The organism is Nitrosophilus alvini (assembly GCF_015100395.1).
Taxonomy (GTDB): domain Bacteria; phylum Campylobacterota; class Campylobacteria; order Campylobacterales; family Nitratiruptoraceae; genus Nitrosophilus; species Nitrosophilus alvini.
In genome coordinates this window covers 1,447,501-1,462,401 of sequence record NZ_AP022847.1, presented here as the reverse complement: position 1 = coordinate 1,462,401, position 14,901 = coordinate 1,447,501, and the positions used below count along the sequence as shown (strand labels likewise).

Annotated in this window: 13 protein-coding genes, 2 tRNA genes, 2 rRNA genes and 1 pseudogene (1 of these 18 only partly in view); 17 read left to right on the top strand and 1 reads right to left on the bottom strand. The window is 39.9% G+C overall.

Annotation, left to right across the window (positions count from 1 at the left end; genetic code table 11):
* Window positions 1–77 precede the first annotated feature (77 nt).
* From lysA to EPR_RS07415, 6 genes are all read left to right on the top strand, one after another.
* A complete protein-coding gene (gene lysA, locus EPR_RS07440; RefSeq protein ID WP_234697113.1) occupies window positions 78–1,286 on the top strand; it encodes a diaminopimelate decarboxylase in 1,209 nt (402 codons plus the stop codon).
* Entirely contained in the window at window positions 1,286–2,074 is a 789-nt protein-coding gene (locus EPR_RS07435) for an HAD-IIA family hydrolase (protein ID WP_234697112.1), read from the top strand. Before lysA ends, EPR_RS07435 begins: the two co-directional genes overlap by 1 nt.
* A complete protein-coding gene (pheA, locus tag EPR_RS07430) occupies window positions 2,071–3,129 on the top strand; it encodes a prephenate dehydratase (protein WP_200762599.1) in 1,059 nt (352 codons plus the stop codon). Before EPR_RS07435 ends, pheA begins: the two co-directional genes overlap by 4 nt.
* Entirely contained in the window at window positions 3,129–4,223 is a 1,095-nt protein-coding gene (gene hisC, locus EPR_RS07425; protein ID WP_200762598.1) for a histidinol-phosphate transaminase, read from the top strand. Before pheA ends, hisC begins: the two co-directional genes overlap by 1 nt.
* Window positions 4,223–6,040, top strand: coding sequence for a 1-deoxy-D-xylulose-5-phosphate synthase (dxs, locus tag EPR_RS07420; RefSeq protein ID WP_200762597.1), 1,818 nt, complete (start codon window positions 4,223–4,225; stop codon window positions 6,038–6,040). The genes hisC and dxs overlap by 1 nt, the downstream gene beginning before the upstream one ends.
* Before the next feature lie 74 nt (window positions 6,041–6,114).
* Window positions 6,115–6,525, top strand: coding sequence for a Fur family transcriptional regulator (locus tag EPR_RS07415; protein WP_200762596.1), 411 nt, complete (start codon window positions 6,115–6,117; stop codon window positions 6,523–6,525).
* Between the two features lie 43 nt (window positions 6,526–6,568).
* On the opposite strand, the gene EPR_RS07410 is transcribed toward EPR_RS07415, so the two are convergent.
* Window positions 6,569–7,168, bottom strand: coding sequence for a peroxiredoxin (locus EPR_RS07410; RefSeq protein ID WP_200762595.1), 600 nt, complete (start codon window positions 7,166–7,168; stop codon window positions 6,569–6,571).
* Between the two features lie 133 nt (window positions 7,169–7,301).
* Between EPR_RS07410 and metK the strand changes: the two genes are divergently transcribed.
* The 11 genes and pseudogenes from metK to EPR_RS07355 all read left to right on the top strand — a co-directional run.
* On the top strand, window positions 7,302–8,456 hold the full coding sequence (gene metK, locus EPR_RS07405; RefSeq protein WP_200762594.1) for a methionine adenosyltransferase: 1,155 nt from the start codon (window positions 7,302–7,304) through the stop codon (window positions 8,454–8,456).
* 80 nt (window positions 8,457–8,536) lie between these two features.
* A complete protein-coding gene (locus EPR_RS07400; protein ID WP_200762593.1) occupies window positions 8,537–8,809 on the top strand; it encodes a 4Fe-4S dicluster domain-containing protein in 273 nt (90 codons plus the stop codon).
* Window positions 8,810–8,955: 146 nt separating this feature from the next.
* Window positions 8,956–9,369 carry a nucleoside-diphosphate kinase gene (gene ndk / locus EPR_RS07395; protein ID WP_200762592.1) on the top strand — a complete coding sequence of 138 codons (414 nt, stop codon included), beginning with the start codon at window positions 8,956–8,958 and terminating at the stop codon, window positions 9,367–9,369.
* Between the two features lies 1 nt (window position 9,370).
* On the top strand, window positions 9,371–9,745 hold the full coding sequence (locus EPR_RS07390; RefSeq protein ID WP_200762591.1) for a hypothetical protein: 375 nt from the start codon (window positions 9,371–9,373) through the stop codon (window positions 9,743–9,745).
* 29 nt (window positions 9,746–9,774) lie between these two features.
* A pseudogene (rpmF, locus tag EPR_RS07385) lies at window positions 9,775–9,928 on the top strand (50S ribosomal protein L32).
* Window positions 9,929–9,930: 2 nt separating this feature from the next.
* A complete protein-coding gene (plsX, locus tag EPR_RS07380; RefSeq protein ID WP_200762590.1) occupies window positions 9,931–10,923 on the top strand; it encodes a phosphate acyltransferase PlsX in 993 nt (330 codons plus the stop codon).
* Between the two features lie 11 nt (window positions 10,924–10,934).
* Window positions 10,935–11,930 (top strand): beta-ketoacyl-ACP synthase III, encoded by a 996-nt coding sequence (locus EPR_RS07375; RefSeq protein ID WP_200762589.1) that lies wholly within the window; start codon window positions 10,935–10,937, stop codon window positions 11,928–11,930.
* Window positions 11,931–12,244: 314 nt separating this feature from the next.
* Window positions 12,245–13,778 (top strand): 16S ribosomal RNA (locus EPR_RS07370).
* Between the two features lie 279 nt (window positions 13,779–14,057).
* Window positions 14,058–14,134, top strand: a tRNA-Ile gene (locus EPR_RS07365).
* A gap of 59 nt (window positions 14,135–14,193) precedes the next feature.
* Window positions 14,194–14,269, top strand: a tRNA-Ala gene (locus tag EPR_RS07360).
* 255 nt (window positions 14,270–14,524) lie between these two features.
* A 23S ribosomal RNA gene (locus EPR_RS07355) occupies window positions 14,525–14,901 on the top strand (it continues 2,560 nt past the right edge of the window).
* The 16S and 23S rRNA genes sit together here with 2 tRNA genes alongside, the layout of an rRNA operon.

Below are 14,901 nucleotides of genomic sequence, written 5' to 3'. Positions count from 1 at the left end.
TTTATTTTGCCTTGTTTTGGTAAAATAAAGCCCAATTTATAAAGGCTGCTTTTAAAGAAAAACCGGAAGGACATAAAGTGATTGATTATAAATATCTTGCGCAAAAATATGATACACCTCTTTATTTATACGATTTTGAGAAGATAGAAAACAGCTTTTTAAGTCTGAAAAATGCTTTCAAAGGAAGAAAATCTCTCATAGCATATGCAGTAAAGGCAAATTCCAATCTTTCTGTTTTAAAACATCTTGCATCTCTTGGTACCGGAGCCGATTGCGTTTCGATAGGAGAAGTAAAAAGAGCTCTTTTAGCCGGTATCCCAAGCTATAAAATTGTTTTTAGCGGAGTAGGAAAAAGAGATGAGGAGATAGAAGAAGCACTGAAACTTGATATTCTTTATATCAATTTAGAGAGTGAAGCCGAGTTGCAAAGAGTTGAGGATATTGCAGCACAATTGGGGAAAAAGGCAAGAGTCAGTATAAGAGTAAATCCAAACATCGATCCGAAAACCCACCCTTATATCTCCACAGGTCTTCATGAAAACAAATTCGGAGTGGAAATAGATACGGCAAAAAAAATGTATTTGGCGGCAAAAAAGTCGAATTTTCTCGATCCTGTCGGTATCCATTTTCATATAGGTTCGCAGCTGACAGAACTGGAGCCTATAAAAGAGGCTTCCGCTATTGTTGCTGACCTAGTCAGAAGTCTGCATAAAATTGACATAGAGATAAAATTTTTCGATATAGGCGGAGGCCTTGGGATTAAATATGATAACGAAGAGACTATAAAACCCTATGATTATGCGCAGGCAATCCTTGCGACTCTCAAAGGGCTGGATTTGACAATCGTCTGTGAACCAGGGAGATATATAGTAGGGGATGCAGGATACTTTCTAACAAAAGTTTTATATGAGAAAAAAAGCGGAGATAAGAGGTTTATTATTGTTGACGGAGGAATGAACGATCTTTTAAGGCCAAGTCTTTACAATGCGTACCATAAAGTGGAAGTTATAGGAAAAACAGGTGATGAGACTCCTGCCGATGTAGTAGGGCCCGTATGCGAAAGCGGGGATTTTTTTGCAAAAAACAGACCTTTGCCTTCGACCAGTCCAGGTGATATTATAGTTGTATATTCGGCCGGCGCATACGGTTTTGTTATGAGTAGCAATTATAACACCAGACCGAGACCTGCTGAGGTTGCACTGTTTAAAGGGAGTGACAGATTGATAAGAAAAAGAGAAACTTTTGAAGATATCATAAAAAACGAAATTGAACTTATGGACGAATGATGTTTTTTATCGATGTTCAGGGAACACTTATTGATGATGACAAAAGACTGCCCATAAAGGGTTCAGTTGATTTTATAAACAGATTGAATGAAAAAGAGATCCCTTATATCGTTATAACCAACAATACAAAAAACAGCAGCGATGATTTTTTAGAGTATCTAAACTCCGTTGGTCTTTATATAGACAAAGAGCACTATCTGGATCCTCTGATGGTCCTCAAAGATGTGCTCAAAGAGAAAAATATTGCGGCATACGGAAGCAGCCCTTTTATTGAAGTATTGAAAAAAATGGGATACATTCTTGATTATGAAAATCCAAATAGCGTTCTTTTGGGTATAAAAAAAGATTTTTTACCTGATGAATATGCCCAAATGATTGAATTTTTGCTTCAGGGAGCAACTTTGACGGGAATGCATGCAACAACACTTTATGCAAAAGATGGCAAAAGATACCCCGGAGTCGGAGCCATTTTGGAGATGCTTAGGTTTGCTACGGGAAAAGAGTATGATGTGGTTGGAAAACCGAGTGTCAGATTTTATGAAAAAGCATTAGAAAAAATATCTCGTTTTTGTTCAAAAAGAATCGATTTCAAAGAGATAACAATAATCAGCGATGATGTTAAAGGAGACTTGACGGGGGCGAAAAGAGTGGGAATGAAAACAGTTTTTGTTCTTAGCGGAAAATACAAAAAAGCAGATGAGATTGTTCCTTTTTTGGATGAGAATGAAAAACCTGATCTAATATGCAAGGATATAGAAGAAGCTGCTGAAAAATCGGGGGTATTATGAATCTAAAAAAATTAAGACAAGAGATAGACTCTATAGACAATAAGATACTTGAGCTTTTAAACAGAAGAATGGAAGTGGTCAAGAAAGTGGGCGAGCTTAAAAACAAAACTTCCGCTCCTATATATAGGCCAGAACGTGAGCTTGAGATTTTAAGCAGACTCAAAAAACTAAATCGAGGTCCTCTGAACGATGCTGCAATAGAAGCTATTTTTCTTGAAATTTTTGCTGTTGCGAGAAATCTTGAAAGGCCGGAGCGTGTTGCTTATCTTGGTCCCGAGGGCAGCTTTACGCACCAGGCCGCAGAGAGCAGATTCGGTGCAATGAGCGACTATCTTCCAATGACTTCCATTACTGCCGTATTCAAAGCAGTTGAAGCCAAAAGGGCTAAATATGCGGTTGTTCCTATAGAAAACAGCATAGACGGTGTAGTTGGCGAAACACTTGATCTTCTGGGACAGAGCGACATTCTTATTGTTGCAGAGATTTTTATGCCTATACATCATACATTTGCCAGTTTAGAAGAGGATATCAAAAAAATAAAAAAGATATACTCAAAAGATATAGCTTTCGGACAGTGTAGGAATTTTTTAAGCGAACACGGGCTAGAAGATGTTGAACTTATCCCTGTGGAATCAACTGCAAAAGCGGCAAAACTTGCATCAAAAACACCAGGCAGTGCGGCAATCTGTTCTCATATTGCGGCAAAACTCTACAATCTGCCGATCATGTTTGAAAATATAGAGGATATCCATACAAATAAAACACGATTTATCGTTATAAGTGACTTCAAAAATCAAAAAAGCGGAAACGACAAAACCTCCATCCTTGCAAAACTTGATGACAAGCCCGGAGCTCTTGTAGAGTTTTTGGAAGATTTTAACAATGCAAATATCAATCTGACAAAAATAGAGAGCAGACCTTCAAAAGATATCGAATTCAACTATTGGTTTTATATAGATTTTGAGGGCCATATAGATGATGAAAATGTAAAAAAAGTTTTTGAAAAACACAAATCCAAAATAAAATGGCTGGGCAGCTACGCAAAAGGAAACTGATGACTTTCAACGATGTTTTGGACGATATAAAAGTTTATGAGGCCGGAAAACCTATAGAACTTGTTGTGAGAGAGTACGGAATAGACGAAAAAGATATAGTAAAGCTTGCATCCAATGAAAACCCGTACGGCTCAAGTCCCAGGGCGGTTGAAGCTGTAAAAAGAGATGCCTATAAAATGTTTATGTATCCCGATGACAGTATGTATGAGCTCAAATCGGGGCTGCAAAAAAAATTTGGCGTAAAAAGGGAAAATATTATCATAGGCGCCGGAAGCGACCAGGTCCTTGAATTTGCCTGCAGAGCAAAACTGAAAAACGGCTCGAAAGTTCTTATGACGAAGATAACTTTTGCCATGTATGAGATATATGCAAAGCAGATGGGTGCGGGTATTATAAAAAGTTCTACATACCGACACGATTTTGATGAATTGCTGAAGCTTTACAAAAAAGAAAATCCGGATATTATATTTGTATGTACACCAAATAATCCCACTGGAGATGCGGTTGACAGAGCTATACTTTTTGATTTTTTGCAAGAGATAGATGAAGATACGCTAGTTATAGTAGACGGTGCGTATATGGAGTATGCTGCATTCAAAGATGAGTCCAAAAATATTGAGCCAAAAGAGCTGATTGAAAAATTTCCAAACGCTCTTTATCTCGGAACTTTTTCAAAAGCGTACGGACTCGGCGGTATGAGAGTAGGATACGGAGTCGCCGGCGAAGAGATTATAAAAGCACTTTACAAAATGAGACCGCCCTTCAATATAACTATACTAAGCCTCATAGCGGCTATAGAATCTTTGAAAGATAAGAGTTTTGTAGATGAAAGTGTAAGAAAAAATTTTGAACAGATGCAAAGATACATCGATTATGCCCTAAAAAGAAAAATAGAGTATATTCCAAGTTACACAAATTTTATAACTTTTATTTTTGATGAGGAGAGAAATTCAAAAAAGATATCCCAAAAGCTTCTTGAAAAAGGGGTGATTGTCAGAGATTTGACAGGATATTCCTTAAATGCCATAAGGATAACCATAGGAACACCTGAACAAAATGACAGACTCTTTTATGCTTTGGATGAGGTTTTGTGATGAATATAAAAAATTATACTATTGAAGAGCTTGAAAAATTATGTTCCGATATAAGGAAAAAGATACTCGAAACTGTAAGTAAAAACGGAGGACATCTGAGTAGTACCCTAGGAGCCGTTGAGCTTATTGTCGCTATGCATTACGTTTTTGATGCCCAAAAAGACCCTTTTTTGTTTGATGTCAGCCATCAGGCATATGCTCACAAACTGCTAACAGACAGATGGGAGAGTTTTGATACACTCAGACAGTTTGGAGGCATCAGCGGATATACAAAACCTAGCGAGTCCAAATATGACTATTATGTTGCGGGTCATAGTTCAACATCCATATCCCTAGCAGTGGGAGCAGCAAAAGCTATTCAGCTGAAAAAAGAGCAAAGAACACCTGTAGTTCTAATAGGCGACGGTTCCATGAGTGCAGGTATGGTGTATGAAGCTCTTAACGAATTGGGTGATAGAAAATATCCTGTGGTTATAATTCTCAATGATAATGAGATGAGTATCTCAAAACCAATTGGTGCAATAAGCAAATATCTGAGCCAGAAAATGGCGGGACCGTTTTATCAGCATATTAAGAAAAAAACCGAACAGATTCTTTCTCATTTACCCGAAAGCGCAACATATCTAGCAAAAAGATTTGAAGAGTCTTTAAGACTTATAACTCCGGGAATACTTTTTGAAGAGTTGGGGATAGAGTATATTGGACCTATAGACGGGCATGATTTAGAGGCGCTTATAGAGTCTTATAAAATAGCGAAAGAGCTTGAAAAGCCGGTTTTGATACATACACAAACATTGAAAGGCAAAGGTTATAAAATAGCAGAAGGATACTTTGAACATTGGCATGGAGTAGGACCATTTGATCTAGAAAGCGGTGAAATTTTAAAAAATAGCGATCAAAAAAGTGCAACACAGATTTTTAGCGAAGCACTGATGGAAATAGCCCAAAAAGATGAGAAAGTTGTGGGTGTAACAGCAGCTATGCCGAGCGGGACGGGACTTAAGTCTCTTATTGAAAAGTATCCTGAAAGATTTTGGGACGTGGCAATTGCCGAACAGCATGCCGTAACGTCAATGGGGCCTTTGGCAAAAGAGGGTTTTAAACCTTATGTGGCTATCTATTCTACATTTTTGCAAAGAGGGTATGATCAGGTTATTCATGATATAGCTCTGATGGATGTACCTGTAGCTTTTGCCATAGATAGAGCGGGAATAGTAGGCGAGGATGGGGAGACCCATCAGGGGGCTTTTGATATAAGCTATCTAAGACCTATTCCAAACCTTGTTTTGTTTGCACCCAGAGATGAAAAAAGTCTGAGAGAAGCTGTAAAATTTGCTCATAAACTGGATAAGCCGTGCGCATTCAGATATCCCAGAGGAGCATTTAAGAAAATAGACGAGGAGTATGAAAGTCTACCCTTTGAACTGGGAAAATCACAACTTCTGAAAGAGGCAGATAGCGATATTTTGTTTGTTGGATACGGAAACGGAGTAGGTAGGGCACATCAAACGATGAAACTTCTTGGAAAAGAGATTGCACTTTTGGATTTGAGATTTGTAAAACCTCTTGATAAGGAGATGCTAAAAAAACTCTCAAGAAAATATAAAAAATGGTTTGTTTTCAGTGATAGTGCAAAACTGGGTGGAGTAGGAGGAGCTCTGCTGGAGTTTTTTGCGCAAAACTCTATAAATGATATTTATATAAAGAGTTTTGAGTTTGAAGATCTGTTTATACCTCATGGTAAAACGGAAGATGTTGAAGCTTATTTAGGAATCACACCTCGTAATCTGGCAGAAAAATTAAAAGATTTAATATAGATTTAATCTATAAAAAAAAATGAAATTGTATTTGGATAGAATAAGAAAAATCAATTATTATCCAAAGGATTGTGATGACTGAAGTATTGGGTCAGCTAAAAGAGAAGAATCTAAAAGCTACTCCTCAAAGACTGGCAATATTGAAGTTTCTTGAGAAGAGGACTCATCCGACAATTGATGAGATGTATGAGTCTGTAAAAAAAGAGTTTCCTTCCATATCTCTTGCAACGGTTTATAAAAATGTAAATATGCTCAAAGAGGCTGGTCTCATAAACGAACTAAATCCAGGTGGGAAACTTCGATATGATATAAATAAAACGCCTCATTTGCATGCAGTATGTGAAGTTTGTGGAGAGATATTTGATTATTTTGATGAAAAGCTATTAAAAGAGTGTAGCCAAAGAATATCTTCTTCTATCAAACATGGAGAAACCGTAAAAACAGATATTATGATAACTATAATATGCCATTCATGTAAAAGTTAAAAATGATTCGTTTAAAATACGGCGCTTTTGCGCCGTATTTTAATTATAACTCGTCTGCATGTTTTGCAAGAAATTCAGCTACGCCTTCCGGTGTAGGTTTCATAGCCTCTTTCCCTTTTTCCCAGTCAGCAGGACAGACTTCGCCGTATTCATTGGCAAACTCCATAGCGTCAACCATTCTTATCATTTCATCGATATTTCTTCCCAAAGGAAGATCGTTAATAACCGCATGTCTTACAGTTCCGTCCTTATCTATAAGGAAAGATCCTCTCAGAGCTACACCTGCATCTTCCAAAAGAACATCATAATCTTTTGCTATTTTTTTTGTAAGATCAGCTACTATCGGATATTGTACATTGCCAATTCCGCCTTTTTCGACAGGTGTGTTTTTCCATGCAAGGTGTGAAAACTGTGAATCAACAGAACATCCTATAACATTGATTCCTCTTTTTTTGAACTCTTCTAGTCTGTGGTCGAATGCAAGCAATTCAGTAGGGCAGACAAATGTGAAATCCAATGGATAGAAAAAAAGAACCGCCCCTTTTTCACCTATATTTTCATACAGGTTAAAATTGTCGCAAATAGTGTTATCCGGCATTACAGCTGGCGCAGTAAAATCTGGTGCTTTTTTAGTAACAAGCATCTCAACTCCTTTAGGAAAATTTTTTTCTTTTCAAAACATTTCAATTCTACCAAAAAAAATATAAAATTTTTCTGTTAAAGAAGATTTTGGATATAATTCTTTTGAAAATCAAAGAATATTTAAAAGGATAGATATGTCAAAAGAGTATCTTTTTACATCAGAGTCCGTTACGGAAGGACACCCTGATAAAATGGCAGATCAGATAAGCGATGCGATACTTGATTATATAATTGAAAGAGATAAAAACGCTAGAGTTGCCTGTGAGACTCTACTTTCAAACGGTTTCTGTATAATTGCCGGTGAACTTAAAACTGAAATATACGCTCCTATGCAGGAGATTACAAGAGAAGTTATCAGAGAGATAGGCTATACTGATGCACTTTTCGGATTTGATTACAGAAGTGCCGGAGTACTGAATGCTGTGGGAGAACAGTCTTTGGACATCAATATAGGTGTAGACAAAGAGAGCGGCGAAATAGGTGCGGGTGATCAGGGGCTTATGTTTGGATATGCTTGCAAAGAGACACCGACACTGATGCCTCTTCCTATATATCTTGCCCACAAACTTACTTACGGACTCGCAAAAGCCAGAAAAGAAGGAACTCTTCCATTTTTGAGACCTGACGGTAAAGCACAGGTAACAGTGCTTTATGAAAATGGAAAACCAAAAGAGGTAAAAACCATTGTTGTATCTACCCAGCATGATCCGGATGTAAGTTATAACAGACTCAAAGATGCAGTAATAGAAGAGATAATATATGATGCAATTCCTGCCGACCTGATAGCAGATGACATCAAATATCATATAAATCCCACAGGAAGATTTGTTATCGGCGGGCCGCAGGGTGATGCAGGGCTTACTGGTAGAAAGATTATAGTAGATACGTATGGAGGTAGCTGTCCTCATGGAGGAGGTGCATTCAGCGGCAAAGATCCTACAAAGGTTGACAGAAGCGGGGCTTATGCAGCAAGATATGTGGCTAAAAATCTGGTTGCCAGCGGTGTATGTGACAAAGCGACTATACAGATAGCATATGCTATAGGAGTAGTTGAACCGGTATCTGTTATGGTTGAAACTCATGGAACGGCAAAAGTAGATGAAAAAAAGATAGAAGCCTGTGTAAAAGAACTGTTTGACCTTACCCCAAAGGGTATAATCGAGACTCTGAATCTATTGCGCCCAATATATCGAAAAACGGCTGCTTATGGGCACTTTGGAAGAGAATTACCAGAGTTTGGTTGGGAAAAGACTGATAAAGCGGATGAGATAAAAGATTATCTATCTTAATAAAAATTTTCAAGAAAATTTTAAAATTTTTTTGATATAGTTACTTCGGCTGAATGTTAATCTAAAAAAAGGAGACAATTATGGCGGTAAAAATTACAGATATTTGCATCAATTGCGGTGCTTGTATTGATGAATGTCCTGTTGAAGCGATTGTTGATGATGAGGATAATCCAACTGGCGAAGAGATCTATTATGTATATCCTGATAAATGTGTAGAGTGTGTTGGATATCATGATACTCCAGCCTGTGCAGAAGCATGCCCTACTGAAGGATGTATAGTCTGGGATGAGTGCAAAGAGGGACAAACTTGCAAAGATGACAGAGGCGAGCCCGGAACTCCTGTAATCGAATAATCTTCAATTATTTCTTCTAAAAGGCAAGAGACTCTCTCTTGCCTTTTTTGTTTTATTCAAAAAATTTAATCTTCCTTTAGGGCTTTTTTTTATATAATTGCGCACTATTTTTATAATCAGACTTTAATTTTAGGAGAAAAAAACAGATGGAAAGAACACTTTCTATTATCAAGCCGGACGCTGTAAATAAGGGTGTAATCGGAAAGATAATCGACAGATTTGAAACTAATGGGCTTAGGATTGCTGCAATGAAAAAAATTGCATTGACAAAAGAGGATGCGGCAAAGTTTTATGAAGTTCACAAAGAGAGACCTTTTTTTAATGATTTGGTTGAATATATGACAAGTGGACCGGTAGTTGTTATGGTGCTTGAAGGTGAAAACGCCGTTGCAAAAAACAGAGAGCTTATGGGTGCGACCAATCCTAAAGAAGCAGCTCCAGGAACGATAAGAGCCGACTTTGCCGAAAGTATTGAGGCAAATGCCGTACATGGAAGCGACTCTTTGGAAAATGCACAAAAAGAGATAAGATTTTTCTTTGCGGAAAGGGAAATCCTCTAAATTGAAAATAGATTTCAAGAAAGCAACTGCTCATCCTAGAGAATTTTCCGTTGAAAAAGAGGGAGTCGTTTTTAGCGGTATATATAAAAAAGAGAATGTAAAAACAGTTGATATAAAGGGAAATATAAAAAACTCAATTTTGGTTACCTGTAGAAGGTGTTCAAAGGAGTTTATGATAAAATTAGAAGAGAGTCTTCACATAAAAGCCAGTGACGGTATTTTTAAAGGCAATTGTGAGGAAGCAGATGTTATTGAATTTTTAGATAATAAAATCGATTTTGATTATATTTTAGAAAGTGAAATAGAATCAATAAAACTCGATTATCATCTGTGTGAAGATTGTAAATGTATAGAAGATTTCGAAAAAGAGTTGTAGTTTAATCAAATATAAAGAAGGAGACAAAAATGGCAGTACCTAAAAGACGTGTGAGTAAAACGAGAGCCGCAAAAAGAAGAACTCACTACAAAACTTACTCTTCCAAGACCCGTAAAAGACAAAGACGGTACATGGAGAATGCCTCATCATGTGAATAAATTTACCGGAGAATATAAAAGCTAAAAATGGTAAAAGTTGCTATTGATGCAATGGGTGGGGATTTCGGACCCTATCCAATTGTAGAAGGCGTTATTCTGGCTCTGAAAGAGAGAAAGTTTGAACCTATATTGGTGGGGGATGAGAAAAAGATAAAATCTCTTCTCCCGGAAACTTTGCAAAACAGAGTAAAAATAATTGATGCAGATGATGTTATAGATATGAATGACGCTGCTACGGAGGCTCTTAAAAGAAAAGAGAGTTCTATATACAAAGCAGTGGAGCTTGTCAGAAACAAAGAGGCTGATGCGGTTGTTTCAGCAGGACATAGCGGTGCTACTATGAGTCTTGCGACACTTCGTATAGGAAGGCTCAAATATCTTAGCAGACCGGCGATTGCTACATTGATGCCTACTTCCAAATATAAAAAAAGCCTTGTACTAGATGTTGGTGCAAATGTGGACTGTAAGCCTGAGCATCTTTTTGAGTTTGGAGTTATGGGTGAAGCATATGCCAAATCTCTTTTGAAAGTTGAAAATCCAAAAGTAGGTCTTCTTTCAAACGGTGAAGAGGAAACTAAGGGGAATGAACTGACAAAAGAGGCTTTCAAGCTTTTGAAAAAACTGCCTTCATTTGTAGGAAATGTTGAAGGAAACAACATTTTTGATGGAAGTGTAGATGTAGTTGTCTGTGATGGGTTTACGGGCAATATTGTTTTGAAAACAGCAGAAGGCGTAGCTGATGCCATAAGCCATTTCATGAAAGACCACATAAAAAAATCTCCTGTCAGAATTGCCGGTGCGATGCTAATGAAAAAAGTATTCAGACTTCTGAAAAAAGAGATAGACTATAGTGAATATGGTGGTGCTCCTTTGATAGGTGTGAAAGGGTGTGCTATCATAAGTCACGGAAAAAGTACCCCGATTGCGATAAAAAACGCTATTTTTCAGGCTATAAACTATGTTGAATCGGAAGTGAACAAAAACATAGAAGAAAGACTCAAGGAAGTAGTTACAAAATAAAAGGATAGATAGTGTATGCTGCATTCAGATCTGTAGGCTCTTATGTACCCGAAAAAACCCTTACAAACAAAGATCTTGAAAAAATGGTCGATACTTCAGATGAATGGATAACAAAAAGAACAGGTATTAAAACTAGACACATAGCTGATGAAAATGAGACTACAAGTGATCTGGGTGTAAAAGCAGCTATAAATGCACTTGAAAGAGCCCGAATCGAAAAAAGTGATATAGATATGATAATTTGTGCCACTATTTCGCCTGATTATTTATGTATGCCTTCTACTGCATGCATGATTGCAAAAAAACTCGAGATTGCAGATATACCAGCATTTGATGTGAGCGCTGCATGCAGCGGATTTATTTATGCTCTTGCCACGGCAAAATCTTTTATAGAATCAGGTATGGCAAAAAATATACTTATCGTAGGTGCTGAAAAACTTAGCTCAATCGTTGACTATACTGATAGAACGACTTGTGTCCTCTTTGGAGACGGGGCAGGTGCTGCAATTATCAGTGCAACAGAAAACAAAGAAGAAGCTATTATTGATATAAACATATCTTCCGATGGTAAATATTATGATTTTCTTATAACTCCCGGATGCGGAACAAAAAATCCTTGCAATGAAGAGACGATAAAAAAGAGGCTTAATTTTATCAAAATGAAAGGGAACGAGACTTTTAAAGTTGCTGTCAGGACTTTAAGCAACGATGTTATAGAGATTATGAAAAAGAACAGTATCGACAGCAGCAAAATAGACCATTTTATTCCGCACCAGGCTAATTATAGAATATTGAAGGCAGTTGCCGATACATTAAATATTGCCGATGAAAAAATTGTTCTTACAGTTTCAAAATATGGCAATACATCTTCTGCTTCTATTCCTATGGCAATGAGCGATATATATAAAGAAGGAAAGTTAAAAAAGGGCGATTTGATGCTTCTTGATGCTTTCGGTGGCGGTTTTACATGGGGAAGTGCCCTTGTTCCTTTTTCACCGCTTCATTAAATCCGGTCAATTTTATCTGCATTTAAGCGAAGGCGGTATATAATTCCGCCTGCTTAAGAGGGGAGCGAGACAAGAGCGAGTACGGCGGGGTCGTGGTTGTGGATAGGCTCTTGACATAGATGGAAAGATTAGGTATAATTTCACCCCTTTAAAAAGAAGGGAAGAGGGTTTGACTGACTCATTAGAGTTTAATGAGTTTGAGAGTTCTTTTCCGATTATAGAATGGGAAAAACGATCTTTGAAAACTAAACAAACCGACTAAAACCTTTGAGCGAGAAGTTTAAAGTAAATGGATTAACTGATTCATAAATTATTTTATGGAGAGTTTGATCCTGGCTCAGAGTGAACGCTGGCGGCGTGCTTAACACATGCAAGTCGAACGAGAACGGCTTTTTCCTTCGGGAAAGAGTGTCAGCTAAGTGGCGCACGGGTGAGTAATACATAGCTAACCTGCCCTATAGCGGGGGATAACAGCTGGAAACGGCTGCTAATACCCTATACTCCTTCTCTACATAAGTAGAGTTGGGAAAGCGATATGTAGCGCTATAGGATGGGGCTGTGGCCTATCAGCTTGTTGGTGGGGTAACGGCCTACCAAGGCTATGACGGGTAGCTGGTCTGAGAGGATGATCAGCCACACTGGAACTGAGACACGGTCCAGACTCCTACGGGAGGCAGCAGTGGGGAATATTGCGCAATGGGGGCAACCCTGACGCAGCAACGCCGCGTGGAGGAAGAAGGCCTTCGGGTTGTAAACTCCTTTTCTGAGGGAAGATAATGACGGTACCTCAGGAATAAGCACCGGCTAACTCCGTGCCAGCAGCCGCGGTAATACGGAGGGTGCAAGCGTTACTCGGAATCACTGGGCGTAAAGGGCGCGTAGGCGGTTTGGTAAGTCGGGTGTGAAAGCCCACGGCTCAACCGTGGAACTGCATCCGAAACTGCCAGACTAGAGTTCGGAAGAGGCAGGTGGAATTGGTGGTGTAGGGGTAAAATCCGTAGAGATCACCAGGAATACCCATTGCGAAGGCGACCTGCTGGGACGATACTGACGCTGAGGCGCGAAAGCGTGGGGAGCAAACAGGATTAGATACCCTGGTAGTCCACGCCCTAAACGATGGATGCTAGTCGTTGGAGTGCCAGTCACTTCAGTGATGCAGCTAACGCATTAAGCATCCCGCCTGGGGAGTACGGCCGCAAGGCTAAAACTCAAAGGAATAGACGGGGACCCGCACAAGCGGTGGAGCATGTGGTTTAATTCGAAGATACGCGAAGAACCTTACCTGGGCTTGACATCCCCAGAACCCTGTAGAGATACGGGGGTGCCTACTTTTGTAGGAACTGGGTGACAGGTGCTGCACGGCTGTCGTCAGCTCGTGTCGTGAGATGTTGGGTTAAGTCCCGCAACGAGCGCAACCCTCGCCCTTAGTTGCTAACAGTTAGGCTGAGCACTCTAGGGGGACTGCCCGGGCAACCGGGAGGAAGGTGAGGATGACGTCAAGTCATCATGGCCCTTATGTCCAGGGCGACACACGTGCTACAATGGGCAGGACAGAGAGAGGCAATACGGCGACGTGGAGCAAATCTCTAAACCTGCTCTCAGTTCGGATTGTAGTCTGCAACTCGACTACATGAAGCTGGAATCGCTAGTAATCGCGGATCAGCCATGCCGCGGTGAATACGTTCCCGGGTCTTGTACTCACCGCCCGTCACACCATGGGAGTTGAGCTCACCCGAAGCCGGGAAGCCAACCTAATTTAGGGGGCTACCGTCCACGGTGGGCTCAGCGACTGGGGTGAAGTCGTAACAAGGTAACCGTAGGAGAACCTGCGGTTGGATCACCTCCTTTCTAGAGTGATGATCCGAACATTAAATTGTTTGGATAGAGAGGGGTCTCTGTTTCACGACAGAGGCCGGAAGCTCAAAGGTGAAGGTCGGTTTGTTTAGTTTTGAGAGATTGGGAGTTCTTTAACATATTAAAGAGAGTAGCGTGAGCTGATTTTCATAAACCCTTGTCAGGGGTGGGTTTGAAAGAGGTAGAAGGCGGAAGGCTGAAGGGTGAAGGAAAAGAGAAGAGGAAGATTAATCTACTTCAACCTTCAACCTTCAACACTTCAACTTGAAATAAGGGCCTGTAGCTCAGGTGGTTAGAGCGCACCCCTGATAAGGGTGAGGTCAGAGGTTCAAGTCCTCTCAGGCCCACCATTTGGGAAATGAATAATGAATAATGATGAATTCACAATTCAACATTCATCATTAAAGACGGGGAATTAGCTCAGCTGGGAGAGCGCCTGCTTTGCACGCAGGAGGTCAGCGGTTCGATCCCGCTATTCTCCACCAGTTGGTGAGTGTAAGTGTGGGTGTTGGTGTGAGTGTGAGTGGATGCCAAACACCAATCATCACGAATCACGGAGCGAGAGAGGTTTAAAATAAGCTTTCTATGAGGAGAGTTTATTTTAGACTTCAGAGTCTAAGATGATATTTGAAAACTCATTGTTAACAGTCTAAAGTAAAGAGGTAAATGCAATTTCATAAGTTGCTGCAATACTTGGTTGAAAAAGTGACTGAGTAAGGCGGCAGCGCCTAGAGTAGAATATGTAAGCTACAAAGGGCAGACGGCGGATGCCTTGGCTGACGGAGGCGATGAAGGACGTGTCAGGCTGCGATAAGCTTCGGGGAGCTGCCAAAGAGCTTTGATCCGGAGATTTCCGAATGGGGCAACCCGGCCGGTAGAGATGCCGGTCACCTCACTTATGTGAGGGGCGAACCCGGGGAAGTGAAACATCTCAGTACCCGGAGGAGAAGAAATCAAAAGAGATTCCCAAAGTAGCGGCGAGCGAAATGGGAAGAGGGCAAACCGGATGCTTGCATCCGGGGTTGTAGGACTCCCATAACGGTACCACAAAGACTAGCAGAAGTGTCTGGAAAGGCACACCAGAGAGGGTGATAGTCCCGTAAGCGAAAGTTGGAGT

Excerpts from the sequence above, each read along its gene's own strand:
- dxs (WP_200762597.1), top strand. The coding sequence starts at position 4,223 with ATGAATATAAAAAATTATACTATTGAAGAGCTTGAAAAATTATGTTCC.
- ndk (WP_200762592.1), top strand. The coding sequence starts at position 8,956 with ATGGAAAGAACACTTTCTATTATCAAGCCGGACGCTGTAAATAAGGGT.
- EPR_RS07435 (WP_234697112.1), top strand. The coding sequence starts at position 1,286 with ATGTTTTTTATCGATGTTCAGGGAACACTTATTGATGATGACAAAAGA.
- metK (WP_200762594.1), top strand. The coding sequence starts at position 7,302 with ATGTCAAAAGAGTATCTTTTTACATCAGAGTCCGTTACGGAAGGACAC.
- EPR_RS07400 (WP_200762593.1), top strand. The coding sequence starts at position 8,537 with ATGGCGGTAAAAATTACAGATATTTGCATCAATTGCGGTGCTTGTATT.
- plsX (WP_200762590.1), top strand. The coding sequence starts at position 9,931 with ATGGTAAAAGTTGCTATTGATGCAATGGGTGGGGATTTCGGACCCTAT.
- hisC (WP_200762598.1), top strand. The coding sequence starts at position 3,129 with ATGACTTTCAACGATGTTTTGGACGATATAAAAGTTTATGAGGCCGGA.
- EPR_RS07415 (WP_200762596.1), top strand. The coding sequence starts at position 6,115 with ATGACTGAAGTATTGGGTCAGCTAAAAGAGAAGAATCTAAAAGCTACT.
- EPR_RS07410 (WP_200762595.1), bottom strand. The coding sequence starts at position 7,168 with ATGCTTGTTACTAAAAAAGCACCAGATTTTACTGCGCCAGCTGTAATG.
- pheA (WP_200762599.1), top strand. The coding sequence starts at position 2,071 with ATGAATCTAAAAAAATTAAGACAAGAGATAGACTCTATAGACAATAAG.